This is a genomic window from Terrirubrum flagellatum, assembly GCF_022059845.1.
GTDB classification, from domain to species: Bacteria; Pseudomonadota; Alphaproteobacteria; order Rhizobiales; family Beijerinckiaceae; genus Terrirubrum; species Terrirubrum flagellatum.
On the sequence record NZ_CP091851.1, the window covers coordinates 865312 to 891773 of the forward strand.

Here is a 26462-nt window from a genome sequence, read left to right on the forward strand (position 1 = left end):
AGGCGCCGAAATGTCGATCCCCGGCTTCTGCATCCGTCATCCCGTCGCGACGATCCTGATGTCCTTCGCCCTCGTGCTGGGCGGGTTGTTCGCATGGCGTTTTCTGCCCGTGGCGGCGTTGCCGCATGCGGAATTTCCTGTTGTGAACGTGTCGGCGCAATTGCCCGGCGCCTCGCCTGATACGATGGCGCAGTCAGTCGCGACGCCGCTGATCAAGCAGTTCGCCACCATCGCGGGCATCGACTCCATCACCACGACCAACTCGCAGGGCAACACGTCGATTGCGATCCAGTTCGCGCTGGAGCGCAATATTGATGCTGCGGCCGCTGACGTGCAGGCGGCGATCGCGCGCACGCAGAAGCAGTTGCCGATCAACATGACGACGCCGCCGAGCTATCGGAAGGTGAATCCGGCCGACGCGCCGATCCTGCTGCTGGCGCTGCGCAGCGATGTGACGCCGCTCTCGAAAATCGACGCCTTCGTGCAGCAAGTGGTGTCGCCGACATTGTCGACCATCGATGGCGTCGCGCAGGTGCAGATTTTCGGCAGCCAGAAATATGCGGTGCGCATCCAGATCGACCCGACGGCGCTTGCGGCTCGCGGCATCGGCATCGACTCGTTGCAGGCGGCCGTCACCTCCGCAAACGACGCCACGCCGGTTGGAACGTTGCCTTCAGGCGCGCAGCAGCTCACGCTTGAAGCGACCACGCAGCTCGACAACGCGGCTCAGTTCGCCAACATCATCATCGCCAATCGCGATGGAAAGCCGGTGCGGCTTGGCGATGTCGCGCATGTGACCAACTCGATCGAGAACACGCAGCTCGCCGGCTGGTACGACAATTCGCGCGCACTGGTTGTCGCCGTCTTCCGGCAACCCGACGCCAACACGGTCGAGGTGGTCGATCGCGTCAAGGCGATGCTGCCGCAGTTCCAGGATCAGCTTCCGCCGGCGACGACGCTTGGCACCTTCAATGATCGTTCGACCTCGATCCGCAAGGCCGTTGAGGATGTGCAGTTCACGCTCGGCCTGACCATTGCGCTGGTCGTCGGCGTGATCTTCATCTTCCTCAGGCGCTTCATGGCGACGCTGATCCCGACCGTCGCGGTGCCGATCTCGCTGATCGCGACGCTCGGCGTGATGTATCTCATGGGCTTTTCGATCGACAATGTCTCGCTGCTGGGATTGACGCTCGCCGTCGGTCTCGTGGTCGACGACGCCATCGTCATGCTCGAAAACATTGTACGTCACATGGAGGAGGATGGGCTCAACGCCTTCGACGCCGCGCTCAAGGGCTCTGGCGAAATCGGCTTCACCATCGTTTCGATTTCGCTGTCGCTGGTCGCCGTGTTCATTCCGGTGCTGCTCATGGGCGGCGTCATTGGCCGCGTGTTCAACGAATTCGCGGTTGTGGTGACGGTGTCGATTCTGGCGTCAGCCTTCGTGTCGCTGACGCTGACGCCGATGATGGCGGCGCGCCTTTCGAGCGAACAGGCGGGCCATAGCGGCAAGGACAAGCTGGCCTTCCTCGAGCGCGGCTTTGACGTGCTTCACAACGGCTATCGCGCCGGCCTCGACGCCAGCCTGAAATATCGCGGCATTGTGTTGCTGATCTTCGCAGCCACGGTCGCCGCGAGCGTATGGCTGTTTCGCGACATTCCGAAGGGTTTCATTCCGCAGGAGGATATCGGCCAGCTGCAGGTCATCACCGAGGCGCGGCAGGACATCTCCTTCGATGCGATGGCGGCGTTGCAGCAGCGCGTGGCCGCGACATTCAAGGCGTCGCCCTATGTCATCCATGTCGCGTCCAGCATCGGCATCGGCGGGCCGATCACGGCGCTCAATGCGGGCCGGCTGTTCGTCGAGCTTGCGCCGCAGGACAAGCGGCCTCCCCTGCAGACAGTGCTCGCCGATCTGCGCCGGCAACTCGCCGCCATTCCCGGCATCTCGACCTATATGACGCCAGTGCAGAATCTCAATATCGGCGCCCGCCAGTCGAAGAGCCAATATCAGTTCGTCATGCAAGCGATCGATCAGGCGAAGCTGTTCACCTGGTCGGACAAGATGCTGGCGGCGATGCAGGCTGATCCGGCGTTCGTCGATGTGACGTCAGATCTTCAAAACAAGGCGCCGCAGGCGACGCTGGTCGTTGACAAGGACAAGGCGCAGTCGATGGGGGTTGGCGCCGACGTGCTGCGATCGAGCCTCTATTCCGGCTTCGGCGCGCGGCAGGTGTCGACGATCTATACGACAGGCGACAGCTATCAGGTGGTTGTCGAGTTCGATCCTGACATCGTCTGGTCGAATTCCCGCCTCGACGAAATCCGCGTTCGCGCCAACTCAGGCACGCTCATCCCCCTTAGCGCCTTCGCGCATATCGAGCGCACTGTCGGCCCGCTGACGATCAATCAGCTCGGGCAGCTTCCCGCGGTGACGCTCTCGTTCAACCTGCCGGCCGGCCGGTCACTTGGCGACGCCGTCAGCGAGACGGAAGTTCTCAAGGAGAAGATCGCTCTGCCTGCGGACATCAGCACGACGTTTGCCGGCACGGCGAAGACGTTCCAGCAATCGCTCGCCAATCAGGGCCTTCTGATCGCCGGCGCGGTGCTGACGATCTATATCGTGCTGGGCGTGCTCTATGAGAGCTTCATTCATCCGCTGACGATCCTGACCGGTCTTCCCGCCGCGGCGCTCGGCGCGCTGATTACGCTGAAGCTGTTCGGGCTCGATCTCTCCGTGATCGCCGTCATCGGCCTGCTCATGCTGATCGGCATCGTGAAGAAGAACGCGATCATGATGATCGACGTGGCGCTGGAGCTGCAACGCGCCGGCGCGACGCCTGATTTCGCCATCCGCGAGGCGTGTCTGCGGCGCTTCCGCCCAATCATGATGACGACGCTGGCGGCGATGTTCGGCGCGCTGCCGATCGCGCTTGGCGCCGGCGCCAGCGCGGAATTGCGTCAGCCGCTGGGCCTTGCGGTGGTTGGCGGGCTCATCGTGTCGCAGGCGCTCACGCTCTTCATCACGCCGGTGATCTTCCTGACGATGGAAGGCCTGCGGGCCAGGATAAGCCGGCTCCGGCAAGCGAAGCCGACGCGTCAGGCGGTCGAGGCCATCCCCCAACCCGCGGAATAGCGCTCAGGCGTATTCCGTCCAGTGGCGCGACGGCTTTGCGGCCGCAGCCTTGATGTCGTTTGGACTGAGAACGACATATTCGCGTGGCGAGGTCGCGAAATGCGCCTTGATCCAGGGCTTCTTCTTCTGGGGGTGAACAGCCGCGGCGGCGTAGCGGATCGCGTCCGTGGTCGTGGCGATCAGCTCGTCCGTATCCAGCGTCTTCGAGACGCCCATGGCGTCGGCGAAGTCGATGATATTGGGCCTTTCGTCGTCCGGCATCCAGATCAACGAAAATGTAGCGCGGCGCGCTTTCGGGTCGCTCGTGGACATCTCCGATCTTCCGTCATGTCACCGCCCGGCTGCGCGTCGGGGCGCGGTCCCGTGCGAGTCAGGAGCGGCGGCGGAGAATCTATAGCGGTTTTCCCAGAAGATGCGAAATCTCGCCGACAATGCCCCTGCGGAACACCAGCACGCAAGCGACGAAGACGGCGCCCTGGATCACGGTGACCCAAGAGCCGTAGGGCGAAAGATAGTTCTGCATCGCAACGATGACAAAGGCTCCGACGACCGGGCCGAAGACCGTGCCGAGGCCGCCAACCAGCGTCATCAGCACCACTTCGCCGGACATGCTCCAATGCACGTCGGTCAGCGACGCGTTCTGGGCCATGATCGCCTTCATGCCGCCTGCGAGGCCGGCAAGGGACGCCGACAGCACGAAGGCCATCAGCTTGTAGCGATCGGTCTTGTAGCCGAGCGAGATCGCCCGCTGCTCATTCTCGCGGATCGCCTTGAGGATTTCACCGAAGGGGGAACTGATCGTGCGGTGGATGAGCAGGAAGCCGGCGAGGAACACCAGCACGACCACGATGTAGCAGGCCGTCTCGTTGGAGAGGTCGATGAAGCCGAACAGCTTGCCTCGCGGCACAGACTGGATGCCGTCCTCGCCATGGGTGAAGGGCGCCTGTACGCAGAAGAAATAGACCATCTGCGACAGGGCCAGCGTGATCATGGCGAAGTAGATGCCTTGCCGGCGAATGGCGAGGCTGCCGACGATGACGCCGAGCGTCGTCGAAGCGGCGACAGAGAGCAGAACGGCGATCTCGGGCGTGACGCCCCATACCTTTGCGGTATGAGCGCTGACATAGCCGGCGACGCCAAGAAACATGGCGTGGCCGAAGGACAACAGCCCGACATAACCAATCAGCAGATTGAAGGCGCATGCGAACAGCGCGAAGCAGATCGCGTTCATCAGAAAGAAAGGGTAGATGACGAGCGGCGCCAACGCGAAGAAAATGATCATCGCGGCAAGCGCGATGCGCTCGCTGGGCGCGAAACTTGAGGAGACCGTCGACGCCTTCGAGATGTCCGTCATCACGCGCTCCGCCCGAAGAGACCGGCCGGCTTCACCAGCAACACGACTGTCATGACGACGAAAATCACGGTGCTCGATGCTTCGGGATAGAACACCTTCGTCAACCCTTCCACCAGACCGAGCAGAAAGCCCGTCAGGATCGACCCCATGATCGATCCCATGCCGCCAATCACCACGACTGCGAACACGATGATGATGAGGTCGGCGCCCATCAGCGGCCGCACCTGATTGATCGGCGCGGCAAGCACGCCCGCCAGCGCAGCGAGCGCAACGCCGGCGCCATAGGTCAGCGTGATCATGCGCGGCACGTTGATGCCCATTGCGCGCACCAGCCCCGGATTTTCCGTCGCCGCGCGCAAATAGGCGCCGAGCTTGGTGCGTTCGATGATGAACCAGGTGCCGAGACAGATGACGAGCGAAAAAGCGACGACCCAGGCGCGATAATTCGGCAGGAACATGAAGCCGAGATTCTGGCCGCCGGTCAGCTCTTTCGGAATGGCGTAAGGCATGCCCGACGAACCGAAAGTGTTCTGGAACAGGCCCTGGATGATGAGCGCGAGGCCAAAAGTGAGCAGAAGGCCATAGAGATGGTCGAGCCCGGACAGCCATTGCAGCATCGTGCGCTCGATCACGACGCCGATGGCGCCGACGATGAGCGGGGCGAGGAGCAGCGCTCCCCAATAGCCGACGCCCGCCCAGTTGAGGAGGAAATAGGCGCAGAAAGCGCCCATCATATAGAGAGCGCCGTGCGCGAAATTGATGATGTTCAGCATGCCGAAGATGACGGCGAGGCCGAGGCTCAGCAGCGCATAGAAAGAGCCGTTGATCAGCCCGAGCAGGAGCTGTCCGAAGAGCGCCTGAGTGGAAACGCCAAACATGCCTGATGCCCTGACGTGACTGCGGCGCCGGACCCGTGCGATCCGACGCCGCCAGTGGCTGAATTTACTTCTTGACCAGCGGGCATTCGCTCTCGGCGAGCGGCCGGAACGCCTCGTTGGCGGGCGTCGTCGCGATCAGCTTGTAATAATCCCACGGCCCCTTCGATTCCGAAGGCTTCTTCACTTCGAAGAGATAGACCGGATGGATCTTGCGGCCATCGGCGCGGATCTGGCCTTTTCCGAACAGCGGATCGTCAGTCGGCATTTCCTTCATCTTGGCGACGACCTTGGCGCCGTCGTGAGGATTGCCGCCGAGGGCTTCAAGCGCTTTGAGATAATGCAGCACGCCAGCGTAGACGCCGGCCTGCACCATGCTCGGCTTCGCGCCATTCTTCATGCGCTTGGAGAAGCGATCCGCGAATGCGCGGGTCTGATCGTTCATGTCCCAGTAGAAACTCTCGGTGAAGCTCAGACCCTGCGCCACATTCAGACCAAGCGCGTGAACGTCAGTGATGAAGAGCAGGAGCGCCGCAAGCTTCTGTCCGCCCGAGGTGATGCCGAACTCGCTCGCCTGCTTGATCGAGTTCGTGGTGTCGCCGCCGGCGTTCGCGAGCCCAACGATCTTCGCCTTGGAGCTCTGCGCCTGCAGCAGGAAAGAGGAAAAATCCGAGGTATTCAGGGGATGGCGCACCTTGCCGAGCACCTTGCCGCTATTTGCGAGCACAACCGCCTCGGTGTCGCGCTCGAGCGCGTGGCCGAAGGCGTAGTCGGCGGTCAGGAAGAACCAGCTGTCGCCGCCGGCTTTCACCACCGCCTTGCCGGTCGTATTGGCGAGCGCATAGGTGTCATAGGTCCAGTGGACCGTGTTCGGCGTGCAGGCCTTGCCGGTGAGGTCGGACGAGGCCGCGCCGGAATTGATGAAGACGCCATTCTTGTCTTTCGTCACCGCGGCGACTGCGAGCGCGACGCCGGAGTTCGGCGTGTCGACGATCACGTCGACCTTGTCGACATCATACCATTGGCGCGCGATGTTGGAGCCGATGTCAGGCTTGTTCTGGTGATCGGCGCCGATAACCTCGATCTTCCAGCCTTTCGCAGTCAGGCCGGAATCCTCGATCGCCATCTGCGCGGCCAGCGTCGAGCCGGGGCCGCCGAGATCGGCGTAGAGGCTCGACATGTCGTTGAGGTTGCCGATCTTGACGTTCTTGTCCTGCGCAAATGCGGCGCCGCTCGCGCAGAGCAGAAGCGCGGCCCAGGAAATAGCGTGCAGCTTTTTCATTCATTCCTCTCCCAATGTCTTGTTGAGCTGATGCGATCAGACGCCGAGATACTGATGCAGCTTGTCCATGTTGGCGTCGAGATTGGCGCTGGTGAATTGGTCGACGATCGCCCCGTGCTCCATGATGTAGAACCGGTCCGCCAGCGTCGAAGCCCAGCGGAAGTTCTGCTCGACGAGGAGGATTGTAAAGCCGGTCTCCTTCAGCTTCTTCACGGTCTTGCCGATCTGCTGGATGATCACGGGCGCGAGTCCCTCTGTCGGTTCATCGAGCAGGAGGAGCTGCGCTCCGGTGCGGAGAATGCGACCGATCGCCAGCATCTGCTGTTCGCCGCCGGAGAGTTTCGTGCCCTGGCTGGAGATTCTTTCTCTCAGATTGGGGAAAAGTTCGAAAATCTCCTCCACGCCGAGACCGCCGGGCGCGACGCGCGGCGGCAGCATCAGATTCTCCTGCACGTTCAGACTGGCGAAGATTCCGCGCTCCTCAGGGCAGAATGCGATGCCGGCGCGAGCGATGTGATCCGACGAAAGTCTAATGAGCTCATTGCCGCGAAAGCGCACCGAGCCTTTGCGCTTGCCTAGCATGCCCATGATCGATTTGAGCGTCGTGGTCTTGCCCGCCCCGTTGCGTCCGAGAAGGGTGACGACCTCGCCTTCTCCGACATTGAAGCTCGCGCCATGCAGGATGTGCGATTCGCCATACCAGGCGTGAAGGTCTTCGATTTCGAGCAAGGCGTCAGCCATGTCCCACTCCGAGATAGGCCTGGCGGACGTCAGGATTGGCGGACACCGATGCGTAATCGCCTTCAGCGAGCACCTGTCCTCGCGTCAGAACCGTAATCGTGCTCGACAGATTCGCTACCACATTCAGATTATGTTCGACCATCAGAATGGTCCGGTTCTTCGCGACTTTCTTGATGAGATCGGCGATACGGTCGATATCCTCATGGCCCATGCCGGCCATTGGCTCGTCGAGCAACATCATTTCGGGATCGAGCGCGAGCGTCGTTGCGAGTTCGAGCGCGCGCTTGCGGCCGTAGGGCATGGAGGCCGCAGTCGAGGATGCGAACTCGGTCAGCCCGACAGCTTCCAGAAGCTCGTGGACGCGATCGTTCAGCGAATTCAGCGTCGTCTTCGAGCGCCAGAAATCGAAGGATTCGCCGCGCTTCCGCTGTAGCGCGACGCGAATATTCTCAAACGCAGTCAGATGCGGAAACACCGCCGATATCTGGAAAGAGCGCACGAGCCCGAGTTGCGCAATGTCGGCGGCCTTCACTGCCGTGATGTCGCGCCCGTTATAGATAATCGATCCGCGCGTCGGGATGAGGAACTTCGTCAGAAGATTGAAGCATGTGGTCTTGCCGGCGCCGTTAGGCCCGATCAGCGCGTGAACCGCGTAGCGACGAACGCGCAGGCTGACATTGTTGACCGCAGTGAAGCCGCCAAACTCCTTCGTCAGACCTTCCGTGGAAAGAATATAATCGTCCCCCAAACATATTCCCCCAGATCTTTATCGTTGGCGCGGCGGCGGCGCGCGATCGCTTAAGCCTTGATCGCGGCGCATCATTTTCCGTTCGCGCGCGCAGCGTCAATGGCTGCTCGCGCAAATATTGGCTTCGGCGCGCATGCGAATGGTCCCGAGGGATGATGCGCCAGCGAAACTGTTTGATCCGGCGATCGGCGCGGTCGCGCAAGAGGAAAAATATGCTATATATTTCAGTCACTTGAAATGGAGAGAACGGTCGATTTGATTGCGCTGGAGAGGCGCGCGAAAGGAGGCCTTCTTCAAATTCGACAGTTTCGCAATGTCAGTTTCAATGCGTCGTCGAGCGCCTGAAAATCAGGCGCCCAAGCCGGAGGCGCTTCAAGCCATCGCCGGATGCGGCGGAAACGCCACGCAGACGTGATCCACTTGCAGCGACACCATCTCGCCGATCTGGAATTCGCAGGGGCCGGCGACGGGAATCTCGAAGACGCGTTCTCTGTGCGCGACCTTCACCAGCGTGTGATCGCCGCAGAACACTGCGGCGGCGATCCGTCCGTGAACGCCGCCTTCGCGTCCGATCCGGATTTGCTCGGGACGCACCATGATCTCGGCGACCGAACGGGCCGGCAGAGCGTTCGCGTGAAGTCTTATTCTGCCGAGCTCGGTATTGGCGACGTCGCCCTCCACCTGACCGCGCAGGAAGATCGAGGCGCCGGTCATTCGCGCCACATTCGCATCGATGGGATGGCCATAGACCTCGTGCGGTTCGCCGATCTGCGAGATCGTTCCATGCCGCATCACGGCGACGATGTCGGCGCTGGCGAAGGCTTCGATCGGATCATGCGTGACGAGGATCGCGGTCGCGCCGGCCTTGCGGAGGGTCGCGATCACATGTCCGCAGACGGAGCGGCGAAGATCGATGTCGAGCGCGTTGAAGGGCTCATCGAGCAGGACGACGCCGGGGTTGGGCGCGAGCGCGCGCGCCAACGCCGTGCGCTGCTGCTGGCCGCCTGAGAGCTGGTGCGGATAGCGGGCGGCGAACGCGGTCATGCCCGTCAATCTTAGCATTTCCGCAAGCCGGCCGTTGCGCCTGTCGGCCCTCGCCAAGCCGAAGGACACATTCTCGGCGACAGTCATATGCGGGAACAGAGCGCCTTCCTGCGGAACATAGCCAATACGTCGCGCCTCCGGCGGAATGCGCGTCTGATCGTTGGCGACGACGCGATCGCCGATGCGGATTTTGCCTGTATCAGGCTGCTCGAAGCCTGCGATCAGGCGAAGCAGCGTGGTCTTGCCGCTGCCCGAAGAGCCAAGCAGCGCGACGATCGCGCCTTCGGAGACGCGCAGGCTGACATCGCGGAGAATGTCGACCTTGCCGTATCGTTTGCTGACGCCAGAAATGTCGAGACTGCTCATGAGGCCTATGATTTTGGCAGGCTGCGCACGGTGAAGATATAGACGGGAAGCCCGGACGCCAGCACCAGCAGCGCCGCGAACGGCGCCGCGGCGGCATAGGCGCGATCGTTGGTGTAGGACCAGAATTCGGTCGCCAGCGTCGTGACGCCAGATGGCGCAAGCAACAGCGTCGCGGTCAGCTCGCGCATGAGCTGCAACACCACCATCGCAAGGCTTGCGCCGAGCCCCGACGCGAGCGCTGGCAATGTGACGCGCAGGAACGCGGTGATCGGCCCCTTGCCGAGCGACCGCGCCACATCTTCCAGTTCTGGTGGAATGAGTTCCGCCGATGCGCGGATCGCCGACTGGGCGAGCGGCAGGAACAGCATGACATAGGCGGCGAAGACCAACGCCGGCGTCTGATAGAGCATCGGCGCGTGGCGGATCGCGACATAGATCAACGCCAGCGCGATCACGAGGCCCGGCAGCCCATGCACGAGATAGGGCAGGCGCTCGGCCAGAACCACGAAAAGACCTGATGCGCGCATTGACGCCAGCACGAGCGGCAGCGCCAGCAGCGTGATCAGAAGACCGCCCGGAAGCGAATAGGCGAGCGATCCCATCAGAGCCGGCCAGAGTCGTTCGACGCCTTGTCCGATCGAGGTTCCCTGGATCAGCCAGTAAAGCATCGTCACGAAAGGCACGCCGACGGAAAGCGCGGCGAACAGAGTAAAGCCCGCAAGCGCGATGATTTTCTGCAAGGTCGAGAGCTTCGCCGGCGCCGGCTGGCGAGCATTGCCGCGCGCGACGCGGGCGCGACGCCGACCCTTTCGCAAATAGAGTTCGCCGAAAGCGAGCGGCAGACAAAGCGCCATCAGGACCGACGAAAGCAGCGCGGCCGACGCGTTGTCGAACTGCAGATCATACTGCTGGAAGATCGCGGTGGTGAAAGTCTGCACGCTGAGAAAAGACAGCGCGCCGAATTCGGCGAGCATGTGAGATGAGACAAGCAGCGCGCCGCCGCCAAGCGCGGGCGCCGCCTGCGGCAGCACGATCCGGAGAAGAATGCGCCAGCGGCCGCCGCCGAGTCCGCGCGCCACTTCCTCGAATGCGGGGTCCATGCCGCGCAGCGCCGCCGCCATCGGGAGATAGATGAGCGGCATGCTGGCAAGCGACAGGATGAGGATCGCGCCCGCCATGCCCTGAAACCAGGGGCCGAGCGACGCCCAGGCGTAGCTTGACACGAAGGCCGGCAGCGACAGGGGCAGGCTCGCGATGACGCGCAGAAATCCGCGCGCCGGCAGGTCGCAGCGCTCCGTACACCAGGCGGCGGCGATCGCCATCACGCCGCTCGCGATCGTTACCGATGTCGCGAGAATGAGCGTATTAGCGAGCAGCTCGCGCGTCATGGGCCGCATCAGCTCGCTGAGCACGCCCTGCCAGCCGGCTTCGGAGGCGCGCATCAATGCATAGAAGAACGGCAACGCGGCGAGTCCGCTAGGAATCGCCGCGAGCAGAAGCAGAAAGGTCGGCCGCGAGGCCGACCTTTGAAGAGAAAGAGCTGAAATCACAAAATTCCGGCTTCGCGTTCCAGATCGTAGGCAAGCTGCGCGCCGCCGATATCGCTCTGCGTGACGATCGCGCCGATCTCGTCGAGCGGCTTCAGCTTGAACGGCGAGACGATGCCCGGCCGCACGGGATATTCGGCGTAGGTCGCGACAGCCGCCTTCTGCCCTTCCTCGCTCACCATGAAGGTGAGGAACTTCTGCGCGGTCGCGGCATTCTTCGCGGTCTTCAGCACGCCCGCAGGCGACAGATTGACGAGCGCGCCGGGGTCGCCCTTCGCGACATAGTGCAGCGCGGACTTCATCTTGTCCTCGCCGCGCTCCTTGGCGACGCCATACCAATAGTAATTGTTGATCAGCGCGGTTGCGATCTCGCCGTTCTCGACGGCCATCATCGCCGCGCCATTGCCGTTATAGAGGCGGCCGTTCGCTTTCAGGCCTTTCAGCCAGGCGAGCGCGGCGTCGCGGCCCTTGAGCTTCACGATCGCCATGATCTGCTCCTGGAAGCCGTCGCGGATGACGTATCCGACGCGATCCTTCCAGGCCGGAGTGGCGCATTCGAGAATCGATTTCGGCAGCTCCGCGTCCTTCACCATCGCCTTGTTGTAGGCGACCACGCGGCAGCGCTGCGCGATGGCGAGCCAGGTCTTGTTGACGGAAGCGAGGTTGGCGGGGATGGCGCTCAGCGCTTCGGCGCTCGCAGGCGCCAGCAAGCCCTTCTCGTCGATCGCCGCGATCGGCGGCGCCTGCTCGGAATAGAAGAGATCGGCCGGAGAGTTGGCGCCTTCCTCGATGAGCTGGTTGGCGAGCTGGGAGCTTTCGCCCTGACGAATGACGACCTTGATCCCGGTCGCGTTGGTGAAGGCGGCCACGATCGCGTCCGTCATCTGGCGATGCTGGCCGTTATAGATCGTCAGCGTTTCGCTCTGCGCGAAGGCGTCGCGCGAACCTGCTGCGAGAGCAAGCGCAGCGCCGCTCAGCATCGCATGGCGACGATTCAGTGCATACATTAGAGAAGCTCCAACATTCTATGTTTTTGATGGAGCAACTGCGCTAGGGGGCGGCGCATCGTCAAGTATCGCCGACCGCGGCGCGCGCGACCTGACGTCACGTCGCCGTGAGATTCCGATCTTGTTTGGAATGCTTCTATTTTTGGCGCAGCCGCCCGACGATCCCGGTCGGGAAGAAATAGACGCTGAGGATAAACAGCACGCCGAGCCAGAGCAGCCAGCGATCGGCATGAAAAAGCTGGGGCAGCATGGGCCACCCCTCGAAGACCTTGCCGACCCATCCGAGCAGGGTCTGCAAATAGCTCTCCGCGACCAGAAAGAGCGTTGCGCCGATGACCGCGCCGTAGAGCGTGCCCATGCCGCCGATCACCACCATGAGCAGAATGTCGAGCATGATGTCGAAGCTCAGCGTGGTCGCCGGTCCCGTGTAGCGCAGCCAGATCGCGCACATCGCGCCAGCCAAAGTCGCCATGCCAGCGGAAACGCAGTTGACGATCGAACGATAAAGCACGGTGCGATAGCCGAGCGCTTCGGCGCGGAAATCGTTCTCGCGGATCGCCTGCAGCACGCGACCGAACGGCGAATTGACGATGCGCAGCATGGCCAGGAACAGCAGAGTCGCCGTGAGGAACAGGAGATAATAGGCGATCAGCCTGCCATTGATGGAGACGCCGAAGATGTCGTCCTCGATCAACCGGAAGCCCGGCCGCAGCAGCGGCGGAATCTGATAGGTGCGCCCGTCTTCGCCGCCTGTGAGCCATCCCAGTTGCGAGGCGAGGATCGCAAAGACGCTGGCGACCGCGAGCGTGATCATCGCGAAGAAGATCGCGCGCACGCGGAGCGAAAACAGTCCGACGACGAGCGCCAGCGCGATCGAAAGAATGAGCGCGATCAAGGTCCCGCCGAAGATCGACATCCATGTCGGTCCCCAATTGTAGAGGGCGAGACCGGCGCCATAGCCGCCGATGCCGTAGAACATCGTATGGGCGAAGGAGACGATGCCGGTATAGCCGAGCAGGAGGTTGTAGCTCGCGACGAGCACGATGAAGTAGCAGATCTTGGCTGCGACATTGAGCGACTGCGAGCCCGGAAACAGGAACGGCGCGAGCGCGAGGCCAACGAAGATCGCAGCCAGCAGCGCCGACAGAACCGGGCTGCGTGGCGTGTCGTGCGAGAGAAGCCCGCGCAGCATCAGCGCTTCGCCACGGGATAAAGGCCGCGCGAGCGCCAGAGCAAAATCGCCGCCATCAGAAGGATGTTCGAACCGAGCGCGAGCTTGGGCGCGAGGAAGCCGGTATAGTTCTGCGTCAGCGCCACCAGCAGCGCGCCGATGAAGCAGCCGCCGACCGAGCCGAGGCCGCCGATGATGACGACGATGAAAACGAGCACCATGAGCTCAAGCCCCATGCCCGGCGTCAGCGTCTCGCGATAGAATCCCCACATCACGCCGCCGAGACCGGCCAGCGCCGAACCCGCGACGAAGACGCCGATGAAAAGCCGGTTGATGTGATAGCCGAGCGACTGCACCATCTCGCTGTTCTCGACGCCGGCGCGGATGAGCAGTCCGACCTTGGTGCGGTTGAGAACAAGGTGCATGCCGGCGAAAACGACAAGCCCAACGGCCACAGCGAACACGCGATAGCGTTCGATTGCGATGTCGCCGAAGGTGATGATGCCGCGCAGGCCCGAGGGCAGGGGCGACTGCAGCTGCACCGGCCCCCAGAGAACGATGATGATCTGCTGCGCCACGATGAGGCCGCCGACCGTCACGAGAATTTGGTGCAGATGGCGGCCATAGACCGGCCTGATGATCACGCGCTCGAAGGCGTAGCCGACGGCGCCGGTGATGATCATGGCGAGCGCGATCATCGCCAGCAGAGCCGCGACATTGAGCGTGATCGCGTCGCTGCCGAGCCAGCCTGCAAGCGGCAGCGCAAGCAAGGTCGCGGCGTAGGCGCCGAGCGAGATGAAGGCGCCATGGCCGAAATTGATCACGTCCATCAGGCCAAAGACGAGGGTCAGGCCGGACGCCATGATGAAGATCATCATGCCCATGGCGAGGCCTGCGAGAGTGAGCGTCGCCCATGTCGAGGTCGAGCCGATGAGCGGCAGCGCAAGCAGCATGAGCGCGGGGACGAGCGCGAGCGGCGCCCAGTCGAGCGGCATCGTGACCGGTTTTACTGATGAGTCCGCCAAGCTCATTGATGTGAATCCAGACTTAACCCGAGCAGCTTCTGCTGCAGCGGCTTGTCTTCGGCGAGCGCGGCCATTTCGCCGCTATGGACGACGCGGCCATTGTCGATGACGGCGACCGCGTCGGCGAGCGAGCGCGCGAACATGAAATTCTGCTCGACCAGCAGCACGGTGGTTTCGGCGCGCTTGAGCTCCTGAAAGGCGGCGATCATGTTGACGATGATCGATGGCGCCAGCCCCTTGGTCGGCTCGTCGATCAGGATGAGTTTGCGCGGTTCGATGATGGCGCGCGCGATCGAGAGCATCTGCTTCTGGCCGCCGGAGAGAACGCCGGCGGCGGACGACCAGAATTTCCGCAGCGCCGGAAAGAGATCGAGAATCCAGCGCAGACGCGCTTCGTCCATGTCGCCGGAGCGCGCCGCGAGAATGAGGTTCTCGCGCACGGTGAGGTCAGCGAAGACGCCCATATTCTCCGGCACGTAAGCGATGCCGGCTTGGGCGATATCGGGCGTTGCGCGCGGCGCGATCTCCGCGCCGTCGAAGGTGATCGAGCCTGAAGAGGCGCGCCACAGGCCCATGATGGTGCGCAGCGTCGTCGTCTTGCCGGCGCCGTTGCGGCCGAGCAGCGCGGTCAGCCCGCCGCGCGGCACGGTAAGATCGACGCCATGCAGGATATGATAAGGGCCAATATGGGTGTTGACGCCTTTCAGCGTCAGCAGCGCGTCAGCCATGCGCGGCCTCCGCCGGCGCGACGCCGAGATAGGCTTCCTGCACGATCGGCGAAGCGATGACTTCCGCGGGCTCTCCGTCCGCGACGAGCGCGCCGTTGTGAAGCACGATGATGCGGTCGGCGAGCGAACGCACCACATCCATCTTGTGCTCGACGAGGAGGATCGTGCTGTCGCCAGCCTCTTTGATCGCATGCATGAGATCGATGATCACGGGCGCCTCATCGACGCTCATACCGGCGGTCGGCTCGTCGAACATGAAGATGCGGGGCTTCAACGCCAGCATCACGCCGACCTCGAGCTTGCGCTGATCGCCGTGGGGAAGCGAGCCCGCGGTCGCGTCGGCTTGCGCCGTGAGATTCAGGCGGCGCAGCAGATCATCAGCCTCGTCGATCAGATCAGAGCGTCGGCTCCAGAGATGCACGAGATCAAGCCCGACGCCTTCGCGACTCTGCACGGCGATGCGGATATTCTCGCGCACGCTCAAACCCGGAAACAGGTTGGTGAGCTGGAAGGCGCGGCCGATGCCGCGACGCGCCCGCGCCGAGGGCGGCAGGGTCGTGATGTCGGCCCCATCCCACAGCACCTGTCCTGATGTCGCGCGCAATTGGCCCGAGATCAGGTTGAAATAGGTGGTCTTGCCGGCGCCGTTCGGGCCGACGATCGCGGTCAGGGTGTCGGGCTCGAAGGCGCAGCTTACGGAATTGACGGCCACATGGCCGCCAAACCGGATCGTCAGGTCGCGCGTTTCCAGCAGCGCCATGCGCGATGTCTCAAGACGTCGCGAGAGTTCAGCGCTTGTTGCGGATCGGGACCGGGATTTCCGATGCGGGGATTTCACGAACGAGATCGAGAAGATCGTTCTCGTCCTTGCCGTTCGCCTTGACCTTGAAGTGATACATCGGCTGCTGCGCCTGATGATCCTCCTTGCGGAAGGTCATCCTGCCCTTGGGCGTGTCGAACTCGAGTCCCTCCATCGCCGCGACCAGCTTCTCAGTGTCGGTTCCGCCGGCCTTCTCGATTGCCGCCACGACCGCCGCCGCCGCCGCCATGCCGCCCGCCGTGAAGAAATCCGGCGGCGCATTGAATTTCTTGGTGTGCTCGGCGACGAGCCAGTCATTCATCGGATTCTTGGGGAAGCCGTAGTAGTAATAAACCGCGCCTTCCATGCCGGGATAATTGCGATAGGGCTTCATGGCGGGAAGGATGTTGCCGCCAGGCGCCATTTCGATGCCGAAGCGCTCGGGCTTCAAATCGGCGATCTTGCTCAGGGGATGCGGACCGGCCCAGATCATATAGATGATCTTGCGTCCCGGCTTGTCCTTCAGCGCATCGAACATGCGTTGCGCGGAAGCGGTGAAGTCGGTCGCATTCTGCGGCGCATATTCTTCAAACACGACTTTCGCCGGGCTCTTTACCGCGGCCAGCGCGTCTTTCAGCGCCGCGACGCCGTCGCGGCCGAAGGCGTAGTCCTGCGCGAGCGTCGCGATCGACACGTCGCCCTTTCCGAGCGCGACCGCCGCGGCGAGCGCGTCCTGCGTTGAATTGCGCGCGGTGCGGAAGATGTAGCGATTCCATTTGTCGCCGGTGATGGAGTCGGCGACGGCGGGCTCGACCAGCAGGATGCGCTTGTTCTCTTCCGCGACGGGCAGCATGGCGAGCGCTGCGCCTGATGACGTCGTGCCGATCGCAAGCGCGACCTTGTCGTCGGCGTAGGCCTGCTCAAGCATCGATTTCGCGAGATCAGGTTTGCATTGATCGTCCTTGGACAGCACTACGATCTTGCGGCCGTTGATCGCCATAGACCCCTTGGTCAGATACTCGAAGCCCAGCATAAGACCGGCTTCGGTTTGCTTGGCGTAGGCCTCCAGTGCGCCGGTTCTGCAAGCGACCAGCGCGATCTTGATGTCCTGCGCGAAGGCTGGGGCGGACGAGAATAGTCCCGCCGCGATCAATGCTGCGGCCAGCGCCTTTTTCATGAGCATTCCCCCTTGATGATACGTCTTGCGCATGCGCGCAGCGTTCGTTGCTTTGCGACATTGAGATTGATGCGGCGCAGCATGTCAAGGACGTGAGGCCGTCCGGCGCGTCTTGCGCGCAAGGATCGCGCGAGGCCGCGCCGCTTAACTCCCGTCGAGCAGCGACCATGACGAGACGAAGAAATCGCGAGCGCCGAAATTGCCCGATTTGAGCGCGACGGCGATATCAGGCCCGTCGATGACGCGGGTCCATGGCGCGCCCGGAGCGATCTCCGGGCCGATCGCCAGCGCGCGCGCGTTCAGGCGCTGAATGACTGCGCCCGAGGTTTCGCCGCCGGCGGCGATCAGGCGTTTCACGCCGCCTTCGACGAGCAGCGCCGCGGTCTCCGCAAGCGCGTCCTCGACGATCGCGCCGGCTTTCTCGCGCCCGAACTCCGCCTGCACGGCGGCGACTTCAGCGGGCTCGGCGGTGGCGTAAATCAGCGCCGGCTTGTCCGTGGGCTGCGCCAGCGCCCATTCGGCGAGCTGGGCGGCGGTCAATGTTCCCGCGGCGATGGCGCGCGGATCGACGGCGTGATGCGGCAGGCCCGCTTCCTTTGCGGCCGCGACCTGACCTCGCGTGGCGGCCGAGCAGCTTCCGGACACGATCGCCATGCGGCCCGCCGGCGCGCTGAAAGGCGCTCTTTCGACGCTGCTCCTCCCGAAGTTGCCGGGTAAACCGAGTGCGATACCGGAGCCGCCAGTCACAAGCGGATAACCGGCGACTGCTGCGCCTAGCGTCAACAAATGATCATCGGTGATTGCGTCGGCGACGGCGTAGCGGACGCCGTCGGCGGCGAGGCGGTCGAGCGCGGCCTTCACGGCGCCGGAGCCCTTGTTCATAGTCGCGAACGGGACGAGCCCGACCTTGCGCGGCGTCTGCGCGGCAAGCAGCCTGATGAGACTCGAGTCCCGCATCGGCGTCAGTGGGTGATCCTTCATCGGGCTTTCGTCGAGCGGCTCGGAGCCGACGAAGAGATGGCCTTGGAAAATGGTCCGCCCGTTGGCGGGAAAGGCCGGGCAGACGAGAGCGATCGGAGCGGCCAGCGCGTCCGCCAGCGCGTCAGCGACGGGCCCGATATTGCCCTGCGCGGTCGAATCGAAAGTCGAGCAGTATTTGAACAGGATTTGGCGCGCTCCTGCCGCGCGCAATGCCGCGAGCGCCTCGAGCGACTGCGCCACGGCTTCGGCCGCGGGGTCGGTTCGGGACTTGAGCGCGACCACGATCGCGTCGGCAGGAAGCGTCGTTTGCGACGGCGATGGGACGCCGATGAGCTGGACGACGCGCATGCCTGCCTTCTGAAGCATCAGGGCCACATCAGTCGCGCCAGTCATGTCGTCAGCGATCACGCCGAGCTGCATCTTCGCTTCCTCCAACTGGCGAGCTTTCTAGCATGCCCGCCGGCCATGGCGTCGAGTCGGGCCGCCTTGCAGTTGGCCGCTCGCTGCGCAAGATGGCGCATGGGCGAGTCGCCGCCATGATCTATGCCTGCATCCTGGCGATGATCGCCGGCTACGCCGACACGATCGGATATCTCCACTTTAACGCCTTCGCCGGCCTGATGACCGGCAACACCATCTTTCTCGGCGTCGAGATCGCGACGGGCCAATTCAGTCGAGCTCTTTTCCATACCGGAATCATTGTGTCGTTTCTCGTCGGGGTGATCATGTCGCGCGGCGCCTTGAGGCACGGCGGGACGGCTCCGATGCTGCTGACGCTGACCGCGGTTCTCCTCGTGGTCTGCTCGTTCACCGGCAAGGAGCTCGGCGCGCTTCTGCTCGCGCTCGCCATGGGCGTGCAGAACGCGGCGGCGAACCGCTTCGATGGCGTCGCGCTCAATACAGTTTTCATCACCGGCAATCTGCAGAAGCTTGGCGAGGAGCTGGTGTCGCTGATCTGGCCGCCGGCCAATCCAACCAAACCGGGCGACGGGGCGACGATCTATGCTCTGGTCTGGCTGAGCTACGCGGCCGGCGCATGCCTGGGCGCAATCGCGGATCGATTTGTCACGGTCCCGCTGCTGATTCCTGCTGTTGTGTTGCCATTTGTCATGTTCAGGCTGCGCCGCGCCGGCTGATTGCGCGCCGAGGCCCCGACCGGCTAGACAGGGGTGCGGCGCGGGCGTTTCGCGCCGCTTCTCGTTTCACATCGGGCAGCGAAGAAATGGCGCTTCAGATCGATCCTCGCCCGCATCTCGAAGCCGTCGCGCAGGCGATGACCGGCGACAATCAGCCTGCCGCGACATTCGCAGCGCTCGACGCCGCGCTGAAACAGACGATCGGCCACAAGCTCTTCACGGTGCTCGTCGTGAACTGGGAGCGGAGCGAGAACCAGCGCTATTACAGCAGCAATCCCGGCGCCTATCCCGTGGGCGGCGCGAAGCCGATCAATCGCGACAGCCAGTCCGCGCGCAAGGTCATCATGGCTGGCGAATGCCATATCAATCACGATTATGCCGAGCTGAGCGCCGCCTTCTTCGATCACGAGCTGATCCGCTCGCTCGGTTGCGAAAGTTCGATCAACGTCCCGGTGCGCTGGGATGGGCAGACGATCGGCATGCTCAATCTGCTGCATGAGGCGCATTGGTACGACGATGTGAACATCGCCACGCTCAAGGTCTTCGCGGCCCTCGCAGCGCCGGCGCTCATGAAGATCATCAAGGACTGGCCGAAGGCCGGACCTCAACCTGACCTCTCGCAATCGGGATCGCGCACATGACAAAAGGCGTTGGCGGATCGACCATCGCGGCTGAGCTCGAACGCATGAGTTCGTTGCGCGGCGGCGCGCAACCTATCGGCGCCGACGAATTGCGCGCGCGCGTCGCGAAGGCGCAATCCGTCATGCGCGCCAATGGCGTCCAGGCGCTTCATCTCGATTCATCGACCAGCACATTCTATTTCACCGGCCTGCGCTTCAAGCTGACGGAACGCCTGCATAGCGTCGTCATCCCGGCGGAGGGCGATCTCATCTATGTCAGCCCGGCCTTCGAGGAAGCCAAGCTGCGCACGATGATCGCAATCCCCGGCGAGGTGCGCTGCTGGGAAGAGCATGAGAGCCCGACCGCGCTCGTGATCGATGTGGTGCGCGGCATGGGCTATGATCGCGGCACGATCGCGGTTGATCCCGCGACGCCCTTCTTCACTTTCGACGGGCTGCGCCGCGCCGGCAATTCCTACGACTTCGTCAATGGCGCGATGGTCACGAGCGCCTGCCGCATGATCAAGTCGCCGGCCGAGATCGAGCTCATCAAGCGCGCCATGGCTCTCACGCTCGAAGTCCAGCGCGCGACCGCGCGCATTCTGCATGAGGGGATCACGACCACCGAAGTCGCCGACTTCATCAATCGCGCCCATGTGAAGCTTGGCGCCGACGCCGGCGCGAATGTCAGCATCGTGTTGTTCGGCGAGCCGACCGCCTATCCTCACGGCGTGCCCTATCCGCAGACCTTGAAGCAGGGCGATATGGTGCTCGTCGATATCGGCTGCACGCTCCATGGCTACCAATCGGACCTCACGCGCACCTATGTCTTTGGCGAGCCCTCGGCGCGCCAGCGCGAGGTGTGGGATGTGGAGAAGCGCGCGACCGATGCGGTGTTCGCGGCGGCGCGCCTCGGCGCGACTTGCGAGTCGCTCGACGCCGCGGCGCGCAAGGTGATCGCCGCGGCCGGCTTCGGCCCTGACTATGCGTTGCCTGGCCTGCCGCACAGGACCGGTCATGGCGTGGGCCTCGACGTGCATGAGGAGCCCTACATTGTTCGGGGAGACCGCACGCCGCTCGCGCCCGGCATGTGCTTCTCGAACGAGCCGACCATCTGCATCTATGGCGAATTCGGCGTCCGGCTCGAAGATCACATTTACATGACGGAGGAGGGCGCGCGCTGGTTTACGCCGCCTTCGCCCTCTATTGACGACCCCTTCCGACAGGAAAGCTGAGCGCAAGCCGACGAGGCTGGCCTTGGGGCAGGCGACTGCTTCCGATCCAGCTCTTGCGGCGACGTGGAACGCCCCTAGCTTAGGCAGGCGCGGCGCGCTAGTTTGCGGGCCATAAGTGTGGAATGACGATCCACCCAGGGGAGCCATGGATCGCGATACGGACATTGCGGCCGTGACGGCCCCCGGCTCTGTGATTGGCGCGCGTGTGAAGCAGCAGCGCCTGTCGCAGGTGCGCATCCTCATGTACAGCCACGATACGTTCGGGCTCGGGCATCTACGCCGCTGCCGGACGATCGCGCACGCGCTTGTCGACAATTTCAAGGGCGTTCACGTCCTGATTATATCAGGATCGCAGATCGCAGGCGCCTTCGATTTCAAGGCGCGCGTCGATTTCGTGAAAATCCCGAGCGTCATCAAGCTGTATGATGGCGAGTACACCTCGATTAGCCAGCATATCGACATCCATGAGACGCTGGAGTGGCGCAAGGAGATCATCCGCAGCACCGCGGCCTCCTTCGAACCCGATCTTGTGATCGTGGACAAGGAGCCGCTCGGCCTGCGCGGTGAGTTGCTTCCGACCCTCAACATGCTGAAAGCCAAGGGCTGCCGCCTGGTGGTTGGGCTGCGCGATGTCATGGACGATGCTGAGTCCCTCATCGCGGAATGGAACGCGCGCAACGTGCTGCGCCATATGGACGCGCTGTTCGACGATATCTGGATCTATGGTCCGGAAGGTTTCTGGAATCCGCTTGGCGGGATGAGCCTGCCGCCGGATTTCGAACGGCGCTTTTCCTATACCGGCTTCCTCAGGCGCGAGCGGATGTCGACCAAGCCGCTCGGCATCGAGGAGCTGCCGAAGGACTACATCCTCGTCACCGCCGGCGGTGGCGGCGATGGCGCGCCGCTGATGCGCTCGATTTTGGCGGCGCATGCGCTCGACCCGCAGCTCGATCAGACCTTCCTGTTCGTGCTTGGCCCCTTCATGCGCAAGGAGGAGCGCGAGGAGATCCATCGCGCCGCCGCTATTCTGCCGCGGGTGCATGTGGTCGACTTCCACAACCGGCTCGAGGCGCTGCTCGAAGGCGCGAAGGCCGTGGTTAGCATGGCGGGCTACAATACGTTCTGCGAAATCCTTTCGCTCAACAAGCGGGCGCTGCTCGTGCCGCGCGTCGCGCCGCGCGAGGAGCAGTTGATCCGCGCGACGCGGGCGGCCGAGTTCGGGCTTGTCGACATGATCATGCCCGAGGACGCGATGAAGCCTGAAATCATGGCGGCGCGTCTGCGGGCGCTCATTGCGCGGCCGCTTCCGTTCGACGCCGGCGCCGATGATATGCTGCGCGGCCTTGAGCGCATCCGCGACCTCGTGAAGGGCTACTTCGTCAATTCCAACCGGCGCGAGGTCTTCCTGCCGCCTGCCGCCGAGTGACGCGATGGCGGGAAAAATTCTGTTTCTGTTGAAAGGCTATCCTCGCCTTTCCGAAACCTTCATTGCGCAGGAAATCAGATCGCTGGAGCAGGCGGGCCTCGACATCGACATCGTCGCGATGCGCCGGCCGACCGACGATCGCGTTCATCCCGTGCATCGCGAGATCAAGGCGCCGGTCTCCTACCTCCCGGAATATCTGCATGACGATCCCTGGCGCGTGCTGCGTGGGCTGGCGAAAGTCGCCTTGCGGCCCGGTTTCGCTGTGGCGTTTGCGCGTTTCCTTCGCGATCTCAGCCGCGATTTCACGCGCAATCGCGTGCGCCGCTTCGGGCAGGCGCTGGTGCTTGCGGCGGAGAAGCCGACCGGAGTCGAACGGATCCACGCTCATTTCATTCACACGCCTGCCAGCGTCGCCCGCTACGCCAGTTTGATCATCGGCGTCTCCTGGTCTTGCTCCGCTCACGCGAAGGATATCTGGACGACGTCGGATTGGGACCTCTCGGACAAGCTGCGGGAAGCCGATTGGACCGTCACCTGCACGCGCGCCGGACGGGATAGGCTGGCGTCGCTGTCGAGCTCTGGAAGCGTTCATCTCGTTTATCATGGGCTCGACCTCGAGCGATTTCCGGCTGGCGCTAGCCCTTTGCTCGGACGCGACGGGTCGTCGCCTGACAAGCCGGTGCGACTGCTGACCGTTGCGCGCGCGGTCGAGAAGAAAGGCCTCGATGTCCTGCTGAACGCGCTGGCGCGATTGCCTGCGGCCGCGCACTGGCGCTGGACCCATATTGGCGGCGGGGCTTTGACTGGCGCGCTCAAGCAGCAAGCCGCGCAACTCGGGATCGCCGATCGCTGCGAATTTCTTGGCGCGCGCGATCAGCAGGAGGTGCTCGCGCGCTACCGCAGCTCCGACATTTTTGTGTTGCCTTGCCGGATCGCGGATGACGGCGATCGCGACGGGCTGCCGAACGTGCTGATCGAGGCGGCGAGCCAGGGGCTGTGCGCGATCTCGACGCCGGTCTCCGGCGTGCCCGAACTGATCGAGGACGGCGTCGACGGCGTGCTCGTTCCGCCCGATGATGTCGATGCGCTGTTAAACGAGCTGCAGCGATTGATCGCCGACCCTGCGCTGCGCCAGAAGTTGGGCAAGGCGGCGCTGCGAAAAACCCATCGCCAGTTCGATCATCGCGTTGGCGCGGCGCAGCTCATGGCGCTCTTCGCTGGATCGGCGCCTGACGAAGCTCGTTCAGTAGAGCCGGCGGACGAGCGCGCGGCGTGACGCGCAGCACACCCGGCTTTGAAGAAGTTTCGTTATGAGCGTATCTGGCGCCGCAGGTCTTCTGCCGCATCTTGCAGGTGAAGGCGCAATTGTGCGGCAGGCGATCGCCGCGCATTATCTCAGATCATGTCGCGAGATCGTGGAGATCGGCGGTGCCGGGCTGCCGATCACGGATTTCATCACCCATGCGCCTGACAGCGTGACGGTGTTTGATCCGAAGATCACGCCATTCGCCAGTGATGAGCTGAATGGCCGATCCTGTCGCGTTCGGCATGTCGCGGAGAAATTCCAGGCGGCGGATTTGCCCAATCAATTGCGGTCGCTAGGCGTCGTGCTGCTCGGCCTTTCGCTCAAACCGTTCGGGGAGCGCGCGGCGCTCGACGACAGCCTGATTGGTTTGCTCCGGCGCGCAGAGGTTGCTGTGATCGACTATTCGCTGACGTTGCCGCGCGCGGTCGAACAGGCGCCGGTCCTTCTCGCAGAGGCCGGTCTTGTCGCGGCGCTGACGATCGATCTCGACATTGTCGATGGCGTGCTCGACGTCGCGGGCCACGGCCGACGTCGCCTGCATGTGCTGCGCGCCAGTCGTGCGCTTGTGCCGGGTCAGTGATAGGGATCGGCCGCGTCGCGCAAGCCATCGCCGAGGAAGTTGAAGGCGAGGATGACGACGATCACGGGGACGACAGGCAGCATGAGCCAGGGATAGAGCGCGACGACGTTGATGTTCTGCGCCTCGTTCAGCATCACGCCCCAGCTGGTGATTGGCGGCCGCAGACCGAGCCCGAGAAAACTGAGCGCGGTTTCGCCGAGGATCATCGAGGGGATCGTGATCGTCGCCGAGGCGATAAGATGGCTCATGAAGCCCGGCACCAGATGCCGGAAAACGATGCGCGGCGTCGAGGCGCCCATGAGCTGCGCGGCGACGACGTAGTCGTCTTCCCGCAACGACAACAGCTTCGATCGCACCGCGCGCGCCAATCCGGTCCAGTCCATCAATCCCAGGATGACGGTAATGCCGAAATAGATCAGCACCGGGCTCCAGCTTGGCGGCATGATGGCGGACAGCGCGAGCCAGAGCGGGATATGCGGCAGCGTCTGGATGACCTCAATGATGCGCTGAACGACAAGATCGAAGGTTCCGCCGTAATATCCGGCGAGACCGCCGATGATGATGCCAAGCACGAAGCTGATCGTGATGCCAATCAGCCCGATCGTCAGCGAAATACGCGCGCCATAGATGATGCGCGACAGCATGTCCCGGCCGAGGCGGTCAGTGCCGAGCAGGAACAGATTGCCGCCGGGCGACGGACACATCAAATGCATGTCGCCGGGAATGAAGCCCCAGAAATCATAGGAGTCGCCGCGACAGAAGAAGCGCACCGGAAAGATGCGCAATGTGTCTTCGGTATAGTCGCGTTTTAAGTTCTCCATGTTGAGATGATAATTCTGCCCATAGACGAAGGGGCCGACGAATTTTCCGTCATGGAAGAGATGGACGCTTTGCGGCGGCGAACGGATGAAATCCGTGTTGAGCGTCTGGTGATGATAAGGCGCCAGAAACTCGCAGAACAGGATTGCGAAATAGAGCACGGCGAGAACGGCGCCGGAAACAACCGCAAGCCGGTGCTTACGAAATTTCCACCACATCAGCCGCCATTGCGAAGCGAGATAGATTTTCTTCTGCGCCTCGGTCAGCGTTTCGGCGGAGCTTGGGTCGAACGGCGCCGTCGAAACGAGATGGGGCAGCGGCGCGCCCGGCGCCGGCAATTTTTCGGGAAGCAGCGCGAGGCTCACTTGGTGCTCCCGCCGCTGAGCCGGATGCGCGGATCGAGAAAACCGAGCGCGATGTCGGAGATCAGCACCCCGATCACTGTAAGGCAGGCGAGAAACAGGAGGAAGGAGCCCGCGAGATACATGTCCTGGCTCTGCAGCGCGCGCAGCAGCAGCGGCCCCGTCGTCTGCAGCGACAGGACGACGGCGGTCAGCTCGGCGCCCGAGACGATCGCCGGGAGAATGTCGCCGATGTCGGAGATGAAGAAGTTGAGCGACATCCGCAGCGGATATTTGACCAGCGTCCGGCCGGGCGAGAGGCCTTTCGCTTTCGCGGTGACGACATATTGCTTCTGCAATTCGTCGAGCAGGTTGGCGCGGATGCGGCGGATCATCTTGCCGGTGCCGCCAGCGCCGATGATGATCACGGGTATCCAGAGATGGGCGAGGATCGAGTTCAATTTCGCCCAGCTCATCGGCTGGTTGAAATAGATCGGGTCCATCAACCCGCCGATCGAGATTCCAAACCAGACATTGGCGAAATACATGAACACCAACGCAAGAAGGAAGTGCGGGATCGCGATGCCGATCAGTCCGAGAAAGGTCAGGCCATAGTCGCCCCAGCTATATTGATGCGTGGCGGAATAGATGCCGATGGGAAAAGCGATCAGCCAGGTCATGATGATGGTGCAGAACGACACCAGCATCGTGAGCGACAGGCGCTCGCCGACGATATCGCGCACCGGCAGCTCGTATTCGAAGGAGTAGCCGAAGTCGCCCTTCACGAAGCCCGCGACCCAGAGGAAGTAGCGTTCGACGACAGGCTTGTCGAAACCATATTCCTTGCGAAGGAAATCTATCTTGCTCGTGTCCGCGCGCTCGCCCTGCGCCTGCAATTCCGCGACATAAGTCTCGAAATAATCGCTAGGCGGCAGTTGCATCACGGTGAAGATCAGCATGCTCGCGATCACGAGCGTCGGGATCATGATCAGGATCCGGCGCATGATATAGCGCAGCATCG

At 63.0% G+C, this 26462-nt stretch carries 24 protein-coding genes; 7 read left to right on the plus strand and 17 right to left on the minus strand.

The genetic code is table 11. The annotated features are described in order from the left end of the window. Window positions 1-10 precede the first annotated feature (10 nt). The gene (locus tag L8F45_RS04445; RefSeq protein ID WP_342361681.1) at window positions 11-3133 is read left to right on the plus strand and encodes an efflux RND transporter permease subunit; all 3123 of its coding nucleotides are present in this window, start codon (window positions 11-13) and stop codon (window positions 3131-3133) included. Between the two features lie 3 nt (window positions 3134-3136). Here L8F45_RS04445 and L8F45_RS04450 read toward each other — a convergent pair whose 3' ends face one another. The 15 genes from L8F45_RS04450 to otnK form a co-directional block, all read right to left on the minus strand. Further along, a complete protein-coding gene (locus L8F45_RS04450) occupies window positions 3137-3445 on the minus strand; it encodes a hypothetical protein (RefSeq protein WP_342361682.1) in 309 nt (102 codons plus the stop codon). A gap of 79 nt (window positions 3446-3524) precedes the next feature. Beyond that, window positions 3525-4487, minus strand: a complete 963-nt coding sequence (locus tag L8F45_RS04455) for a branched-chain amino acid ABC transporter permease (protein ID WP_342361683.1) — start codon at window positions 4485-4487, stop codon at window positions 3525-3527. Continuing rightward, window positions 4487-5365 (minus strand): branched-chain amino acid ABC transporter permease, encoded by an 879-nt coding sequence (locus tag L8F45_RS04460; protein WP_342361684.1) that lies wholly within the window; start codon window positions 5363-5365, stop codon window positions 4487-4489. Before L8F45_RS04460 ends, L8F45_RS04455 begins: the two co-directional genes overlap by 1 nt. 64 nt (window positions 5366-5429) lie before the next feature. Continuing rightward, window positions 5430-6644, minus strand: coding sequence for an ABC transporter substrate-binding protein (locus L8F45_RS04465; protein WP_342361685.1), 1215 nt, complete (start codon window positions 6642-6644; stop codon window positions 5430-5432). Window positions 6645-6680: 36 nt separating this feature from the next. Beyond that, window positions 6681-7385: an ABC transporter ATP-binding protein gene (locus L8F45_RS04470; RefSeq protein ID WP_342361686.1), complete on the minus strand. Its 705-nt coding sequence runs from the start codon at window positions 7383-7385 to the stop codon at window positions 6681-6683. Continuing rightward, a complete protein-coding gene (locus L8F45_RS04475; RefSeq protein WP_342361687.1) occupies window positions 7378-8133 on the minus strand; it encodes an ABC transporter ATP-binding protein in 756 nt (251 codons plus the stop codon). The genes L8F45_RS04470 and L8F45_RS04475 overlap by 8 nt, the downstream gene beginning before the upstream one ends. Window positions 8134-8505: 372 nt before the next feature. Beyond that, window positions 8506-9543, minus strand: coding sequence for an ABC transporter ATP-binding protein (locus L8F45_RS04480; protein WP_342361688.1), 1038 nt, complete (start codon window positions 9541-9543; stop codon window positions 8506-8508). A gap of 5 nt (window positions 9544-9548) precedes the next feature. Next, entirely contained in the window at window positions 9549-11006 is a 1458-nt protein-coding gene (locus L8F45_RS04485; RefSeq protein ID WP_342361689.1) for an ABC transporter permease, read from the minus strand. Window positions 11007-11089: 83 nt separating this feature from the next. After that, a complete protein-coding gene (locus L8F45_RS04490) occupies window positions 11090-12097 on the minus strand; it encodes an extracellular solute-binding protein (RefSeq protein ID WP_342361690.1) in 1008 nt (335 codons plus the stop codon). A 136-nt stretch (window positions 12098-12233) separates the two neighbouring features. Beyond that, window positions 12234-13289 carry a branched-chain amino acid ABC transporter permease gene (locus L8F45_RS04495; protein ID WP_342361691.1) on the minus strand — a complete coding sequence of 352 codons (1056 nt, stop codon included), beginning with the start codon at window positions 13287-13289 and terminating at the stop codon, window positions 12234-12236. Continuing rightward, a complete protein-coding gene (locus L8F45_RS04500) occupies window positions 13289-14299 on the minus strand; it encodes a branched-chain amino acid ABC transporter permease (RefSeq protein ID WP_425329982.1) in 1011 nt (336 codons plus the stop codon). Before L8F45_RS04500 ends, L8F45_RS04495 begins: the two co-directional genes overlap by 1 nt. Beyond that, a complete protein-coding gene (locus tag L8F45_RS04505; protein WP_342361692.1) occupies window positions 14296-15021 on the minus strand; it encodes an ABC transporter ATP-binding protein in 726 nt (241 codons plus the stop codon). The genes L8F45_RS04500 and L8F45_RS04505 overlap by 4 nt, the downstream gene beginning before the upstream one ends. Beyond that, on the minus strand, window positions 15014-15781 hold the full coding sequence (locus L8F45_RS04510; protein WP_342361693.1) for an ABC transporter ATP-binding protein: 768 nt from the start codon (window positions 15779-15781) through the stop codon (window positions 15014-15016). The genes L8F45_RS04505 and L8F45_RS04510 overlap by 8 nt, the downstream gene beginning before the upstream one ends. Window positions 15782-15809: 28 nt before the next feature. Continuing rightward, entirely contained in the window at window positions 15810-16997 is a 1188-nt protein-coding gene (locus L8F45_RS04515) for a substrate-binding domain-containing protein (RefSeq protein ID WP_342361694.1), read from the minus strand. Between the two features lie 144 nt (window positions 16998-17141). Further along, on the minus strand, window positions 17142-18398 hold the full coding sequence (gene otnK / locus L8F45_RS04520) for a 3-oxo-tetronate kinase (protein ID WP_342361695.1): 1257 nt from the start codon (window positions 18396-18398) through the stop codon (window positions 17142-17144). A gap of 32 nt (window positions 18399-18430) precedes the next feature. Between otnK and L8F45_RS04525 the strand changes: the two genes are divergently transcribed. The 6 genes from L8F45_RS04525 (at window position 18431) to L8F45_RS04550 (ending at window position 24281) form a co-directional block, all read left to right on the plus strand. Next, on the plus strand, window positions 18431-19114 hold the full coding sequence (locus L8F45_RS04525; RefSeq protein ID WP_342361696.1) for a YoaK family protein: 684 nt from the start codon (window positions 18431-18433) through the stop codon (window positions 19112-19114). Window positions 19115-19200: 86 nt separating this feature from the next. Continuing rightward, window positions 19201-19755 (plus strand): GAF domain-containing protein, encoded by a 555-nt coding sequence (locus L8F45_RS04530; protein ID WP_342361697.1) that lies wholly within the window; start codon window positions 19201-19203, stop codon window positions 19753-19755. Continuing rightward, window positions 19752-20969, plus strand: coding sequence for a M24 family metallopeptidase (locus L8F45_RS04535; RefSeq protein ID WP_342361698.1), 1218 nt, complete (start codon window positions 19752-19754; stop codon window positions 20967-20969). The genes L8F45_RS04530 and L8F45_RS04535 overlap by 4 nt, the downstream gene beginning before the upstream one ends. Before the next feature lie 241 nt (window positions 20970-21210). Beyond that, complete coding sequence (locus L8F45_RS04540) at window positions 21211-22395, plus strand: glycosyltransferase family protein (RefSeq protein ID WP_425330009.1); 1185 nt, start codon at window positions 21211-21213, stop codon at window positions 22393-22395. A gap of 4 nt (window positions 22396-22399) precedes the next feature. Beyond that, on the plus strand, window positions 22400-23671 hold the full coding sequence (locus L8F45_RS04545; RefSeq protein WP_342361700.1) for a glycosyltransferase family 4 protein: 1272 nt from the start codon (window positions 22400-22402) through the stop codon (window positions 23669-23671). A gap of 34 nt (window positions 23672-23705) precedes the next feature. Then, window positions 23706-24281 carry a hypothetical protein gene (locus L8F45_RS04550; protein WP_342361701.1) on the plus strand — a complete coding sequence of 192 codons (576 nt, stop codon included), beginning with the start codon at window positions 23706-23708 and terminating at the stop codon, window positions 24279-24281. Here the strand turns inward: L8F45_RS04550 and L8F45_RS04555 are convergent. Together L8F45_RS04555 and L8F45_RS04560 are read right to left on the minus strand one after the other, a co-directional pair. Further along, a complete protein-coding gene (locus L8F45_RS04555; protein ID WP_342361702.1) occupies window positions 24275-25465 on the minus strand; it encodes an ABC transporter permease in 1191 nt (396 codons plus the stop codon). The two genes, L8F45_RS04550 and L8F45_RS04555, sit on opposite strands and share 7 nt — an antisense overlap. After that, window positions 25462-26460: an ABC transporter permease gene (locus L8F45_RS04560; protein ID WP_342361703.1), complete on the minus strand. Its 999-nt coding sequence runs from the start codon at window positions 26458-26460 to the stop codon at window positions 25462-25464. Before L8F45_RS04560 ends, L8F45_RS04555 begins: the two co-directional genes overlap by 4 nt. Window positions 26461-26462: the final 2 nt, after the last annotated feature.

What these genes read in the sequence shown, in the direction of transcription:
- L8F45_RS04445 (WP_342361681.1), top strand. Translation starts at nt 11, where the DNA reads ATGTCGATCCCCGGCTTCTGCATCCGTCATCCCGTCGCGACGATCCTG.
- L8F45_RS04450 (WP_342361682.1), bottom strand. Translation starts at nt 3,445, where the DNA reads ATGTCCACGAGCGACCCGAAAGCGCGCCGCGCTACATTTTCGTTGATC.
- L8F45_RS04455 (WP_342361683.1), bottom strand. Translation starts at nt 4,487, where the DNA reads ATGACGGACATCTCGAAGGCGTCGACGGTCTCCTCAAGTTTCGCGCCC.
- L8F45_RS04460 (WP_342361684.1), bottom strand. Translation starts at nt 5,365, where the DNA reads ATGTTTGGCGTTTCCACTCAGGCGCTCTTCGGACAGCTCCTGCTCGGG.
- L8F45_RS04465 (WP_342361685.1), bottom strand. Translation starts at nt 6,644, where the DNA reads ATGAAAAAGCTGCACGCTATTTCCTGGGCCGCGCTTCTGCTCTGCGCG.
- L8F45_RS04470 (WP_342361686.1), bottom strand. Translation starts at nt 7,385, where the DNA reads ATGGCTGACGCCTTGCTCGAAATCGAAGACCTTCACGCCTGGTATGGC.
- L8F45_RS04480 (WP_342361688.1), bottom strand. Translation starts at nt 9,543, where the DNA reads ATGAGCAGTCTCGACATTTCTGGCGTCAGCAAACGATACGGCAAGGTC.
- L8F45_RS04490 (WP_342361690.1), bottom strand. Translation starts at nt 12,097, where the DNA reads ATGTATGCACTGAATCGTCGCCATGCGATGCTGAGCGGCGCTGCGCTT.
- L8F45_RS04495 (WP_342361691.1), bottom strand. Translation starts at nt 13,289, where the DNA reads ATGCTGCGCGGGCTTCTCTCGCACGACACGCCACGCAGCCCGGTTCTG.
- L8F45_RS04500 (WP_425329982.1), bottom strand. Translation starts at nt 14,299, where the DNA reads ATGAGCTTGGCGGACTCATCAGTAAAACCGGTCACGATGCCGCTCGAC.
- L8F45_RS04505 (WP_342361692.1), bottom strand. Translation starts at nt 15,021, where the DNA reads ATGGCTGACGCGCTGCTGACGCTGAAAGGCGTCAACACCCATATTGGC.
- L8F45_RS04510 (WP_342361693.1), bottom strand. Translation starts at nt 15,781, where the DNA reads ATGGCGCTGCTGGAAACGCGCGACCTGACGATCCGGTTTGGCGGCCAT.
- L8F45_RS04515 (WP_342361694.1), bottom strand. Translation starts at nt 16,997, where the DNA reads ATGAAAAAGGCGCTGGCCGCAGCATTGATCGCGGCGGGACTATTCTCG.
- otnK (WP_342361695.1), bottom strand. Translation starts at nt 18,398, where the DNA reads ATGCAGCTCGGCGTGATCGCTGACGACATGACTGGCGCGACTGATGTG.
- L8F45_RS04525 (WP_342361696.1), top strand. Translation starts at nt 18,431, where the DNA reads ATGCCCGCCGGCCATGGCGTCGAGTCGGGCCGCCTTGCAGTTGGCCGC.
- L8F45_RS04530 (WP_342361697.1), top strand. Translation starts at nt 19,201, where the DNA reads ATGGCGCTTCAGATCGATCCTCGCCCGCATCTCGAAGCCGTCGCGCAG.
- L8F45_RS04535 (WP_342361698.1), top strand. Translation starts at nt 19,752, where the DNA reads ATGACAAAAGGCGTTGGCGGATCGACCATCGCGGCTGAGCTCGAACGC.
- L8F45_RS04540 (WP_425330009.1), top strand. Translation starts at nt 21,211, where the DNA reads ATGTACAGCCACGATACGTTCGGGCTCGGGCATCTACGCCGCTGCCGG.
- L8F45_RS04545 (WP_342361700.1), top strand. Translation starts at nt 22,400, where the DNA reads ATGGCGGGAAAAATTCTGTTTCTGTTGAAAGGCTATCCTCGCCTTTCC.
- L8F45_RS04550 (WP_342361701.1), top strand. Translation starts at nt 23,706, where the DNA reads ATGAGCGTATCTGGCGCCGCAGGTCTTCTGCCGCATCTTGCAGGTGAA.
- L8F45_RS04560 (WP_342361703.1), bottom strand. Translation starts at nt 26,460, where the DNA reads ATGCTGCGCTATATCATGCGCCGGATCCTGATCATGATCCCGACGCTC.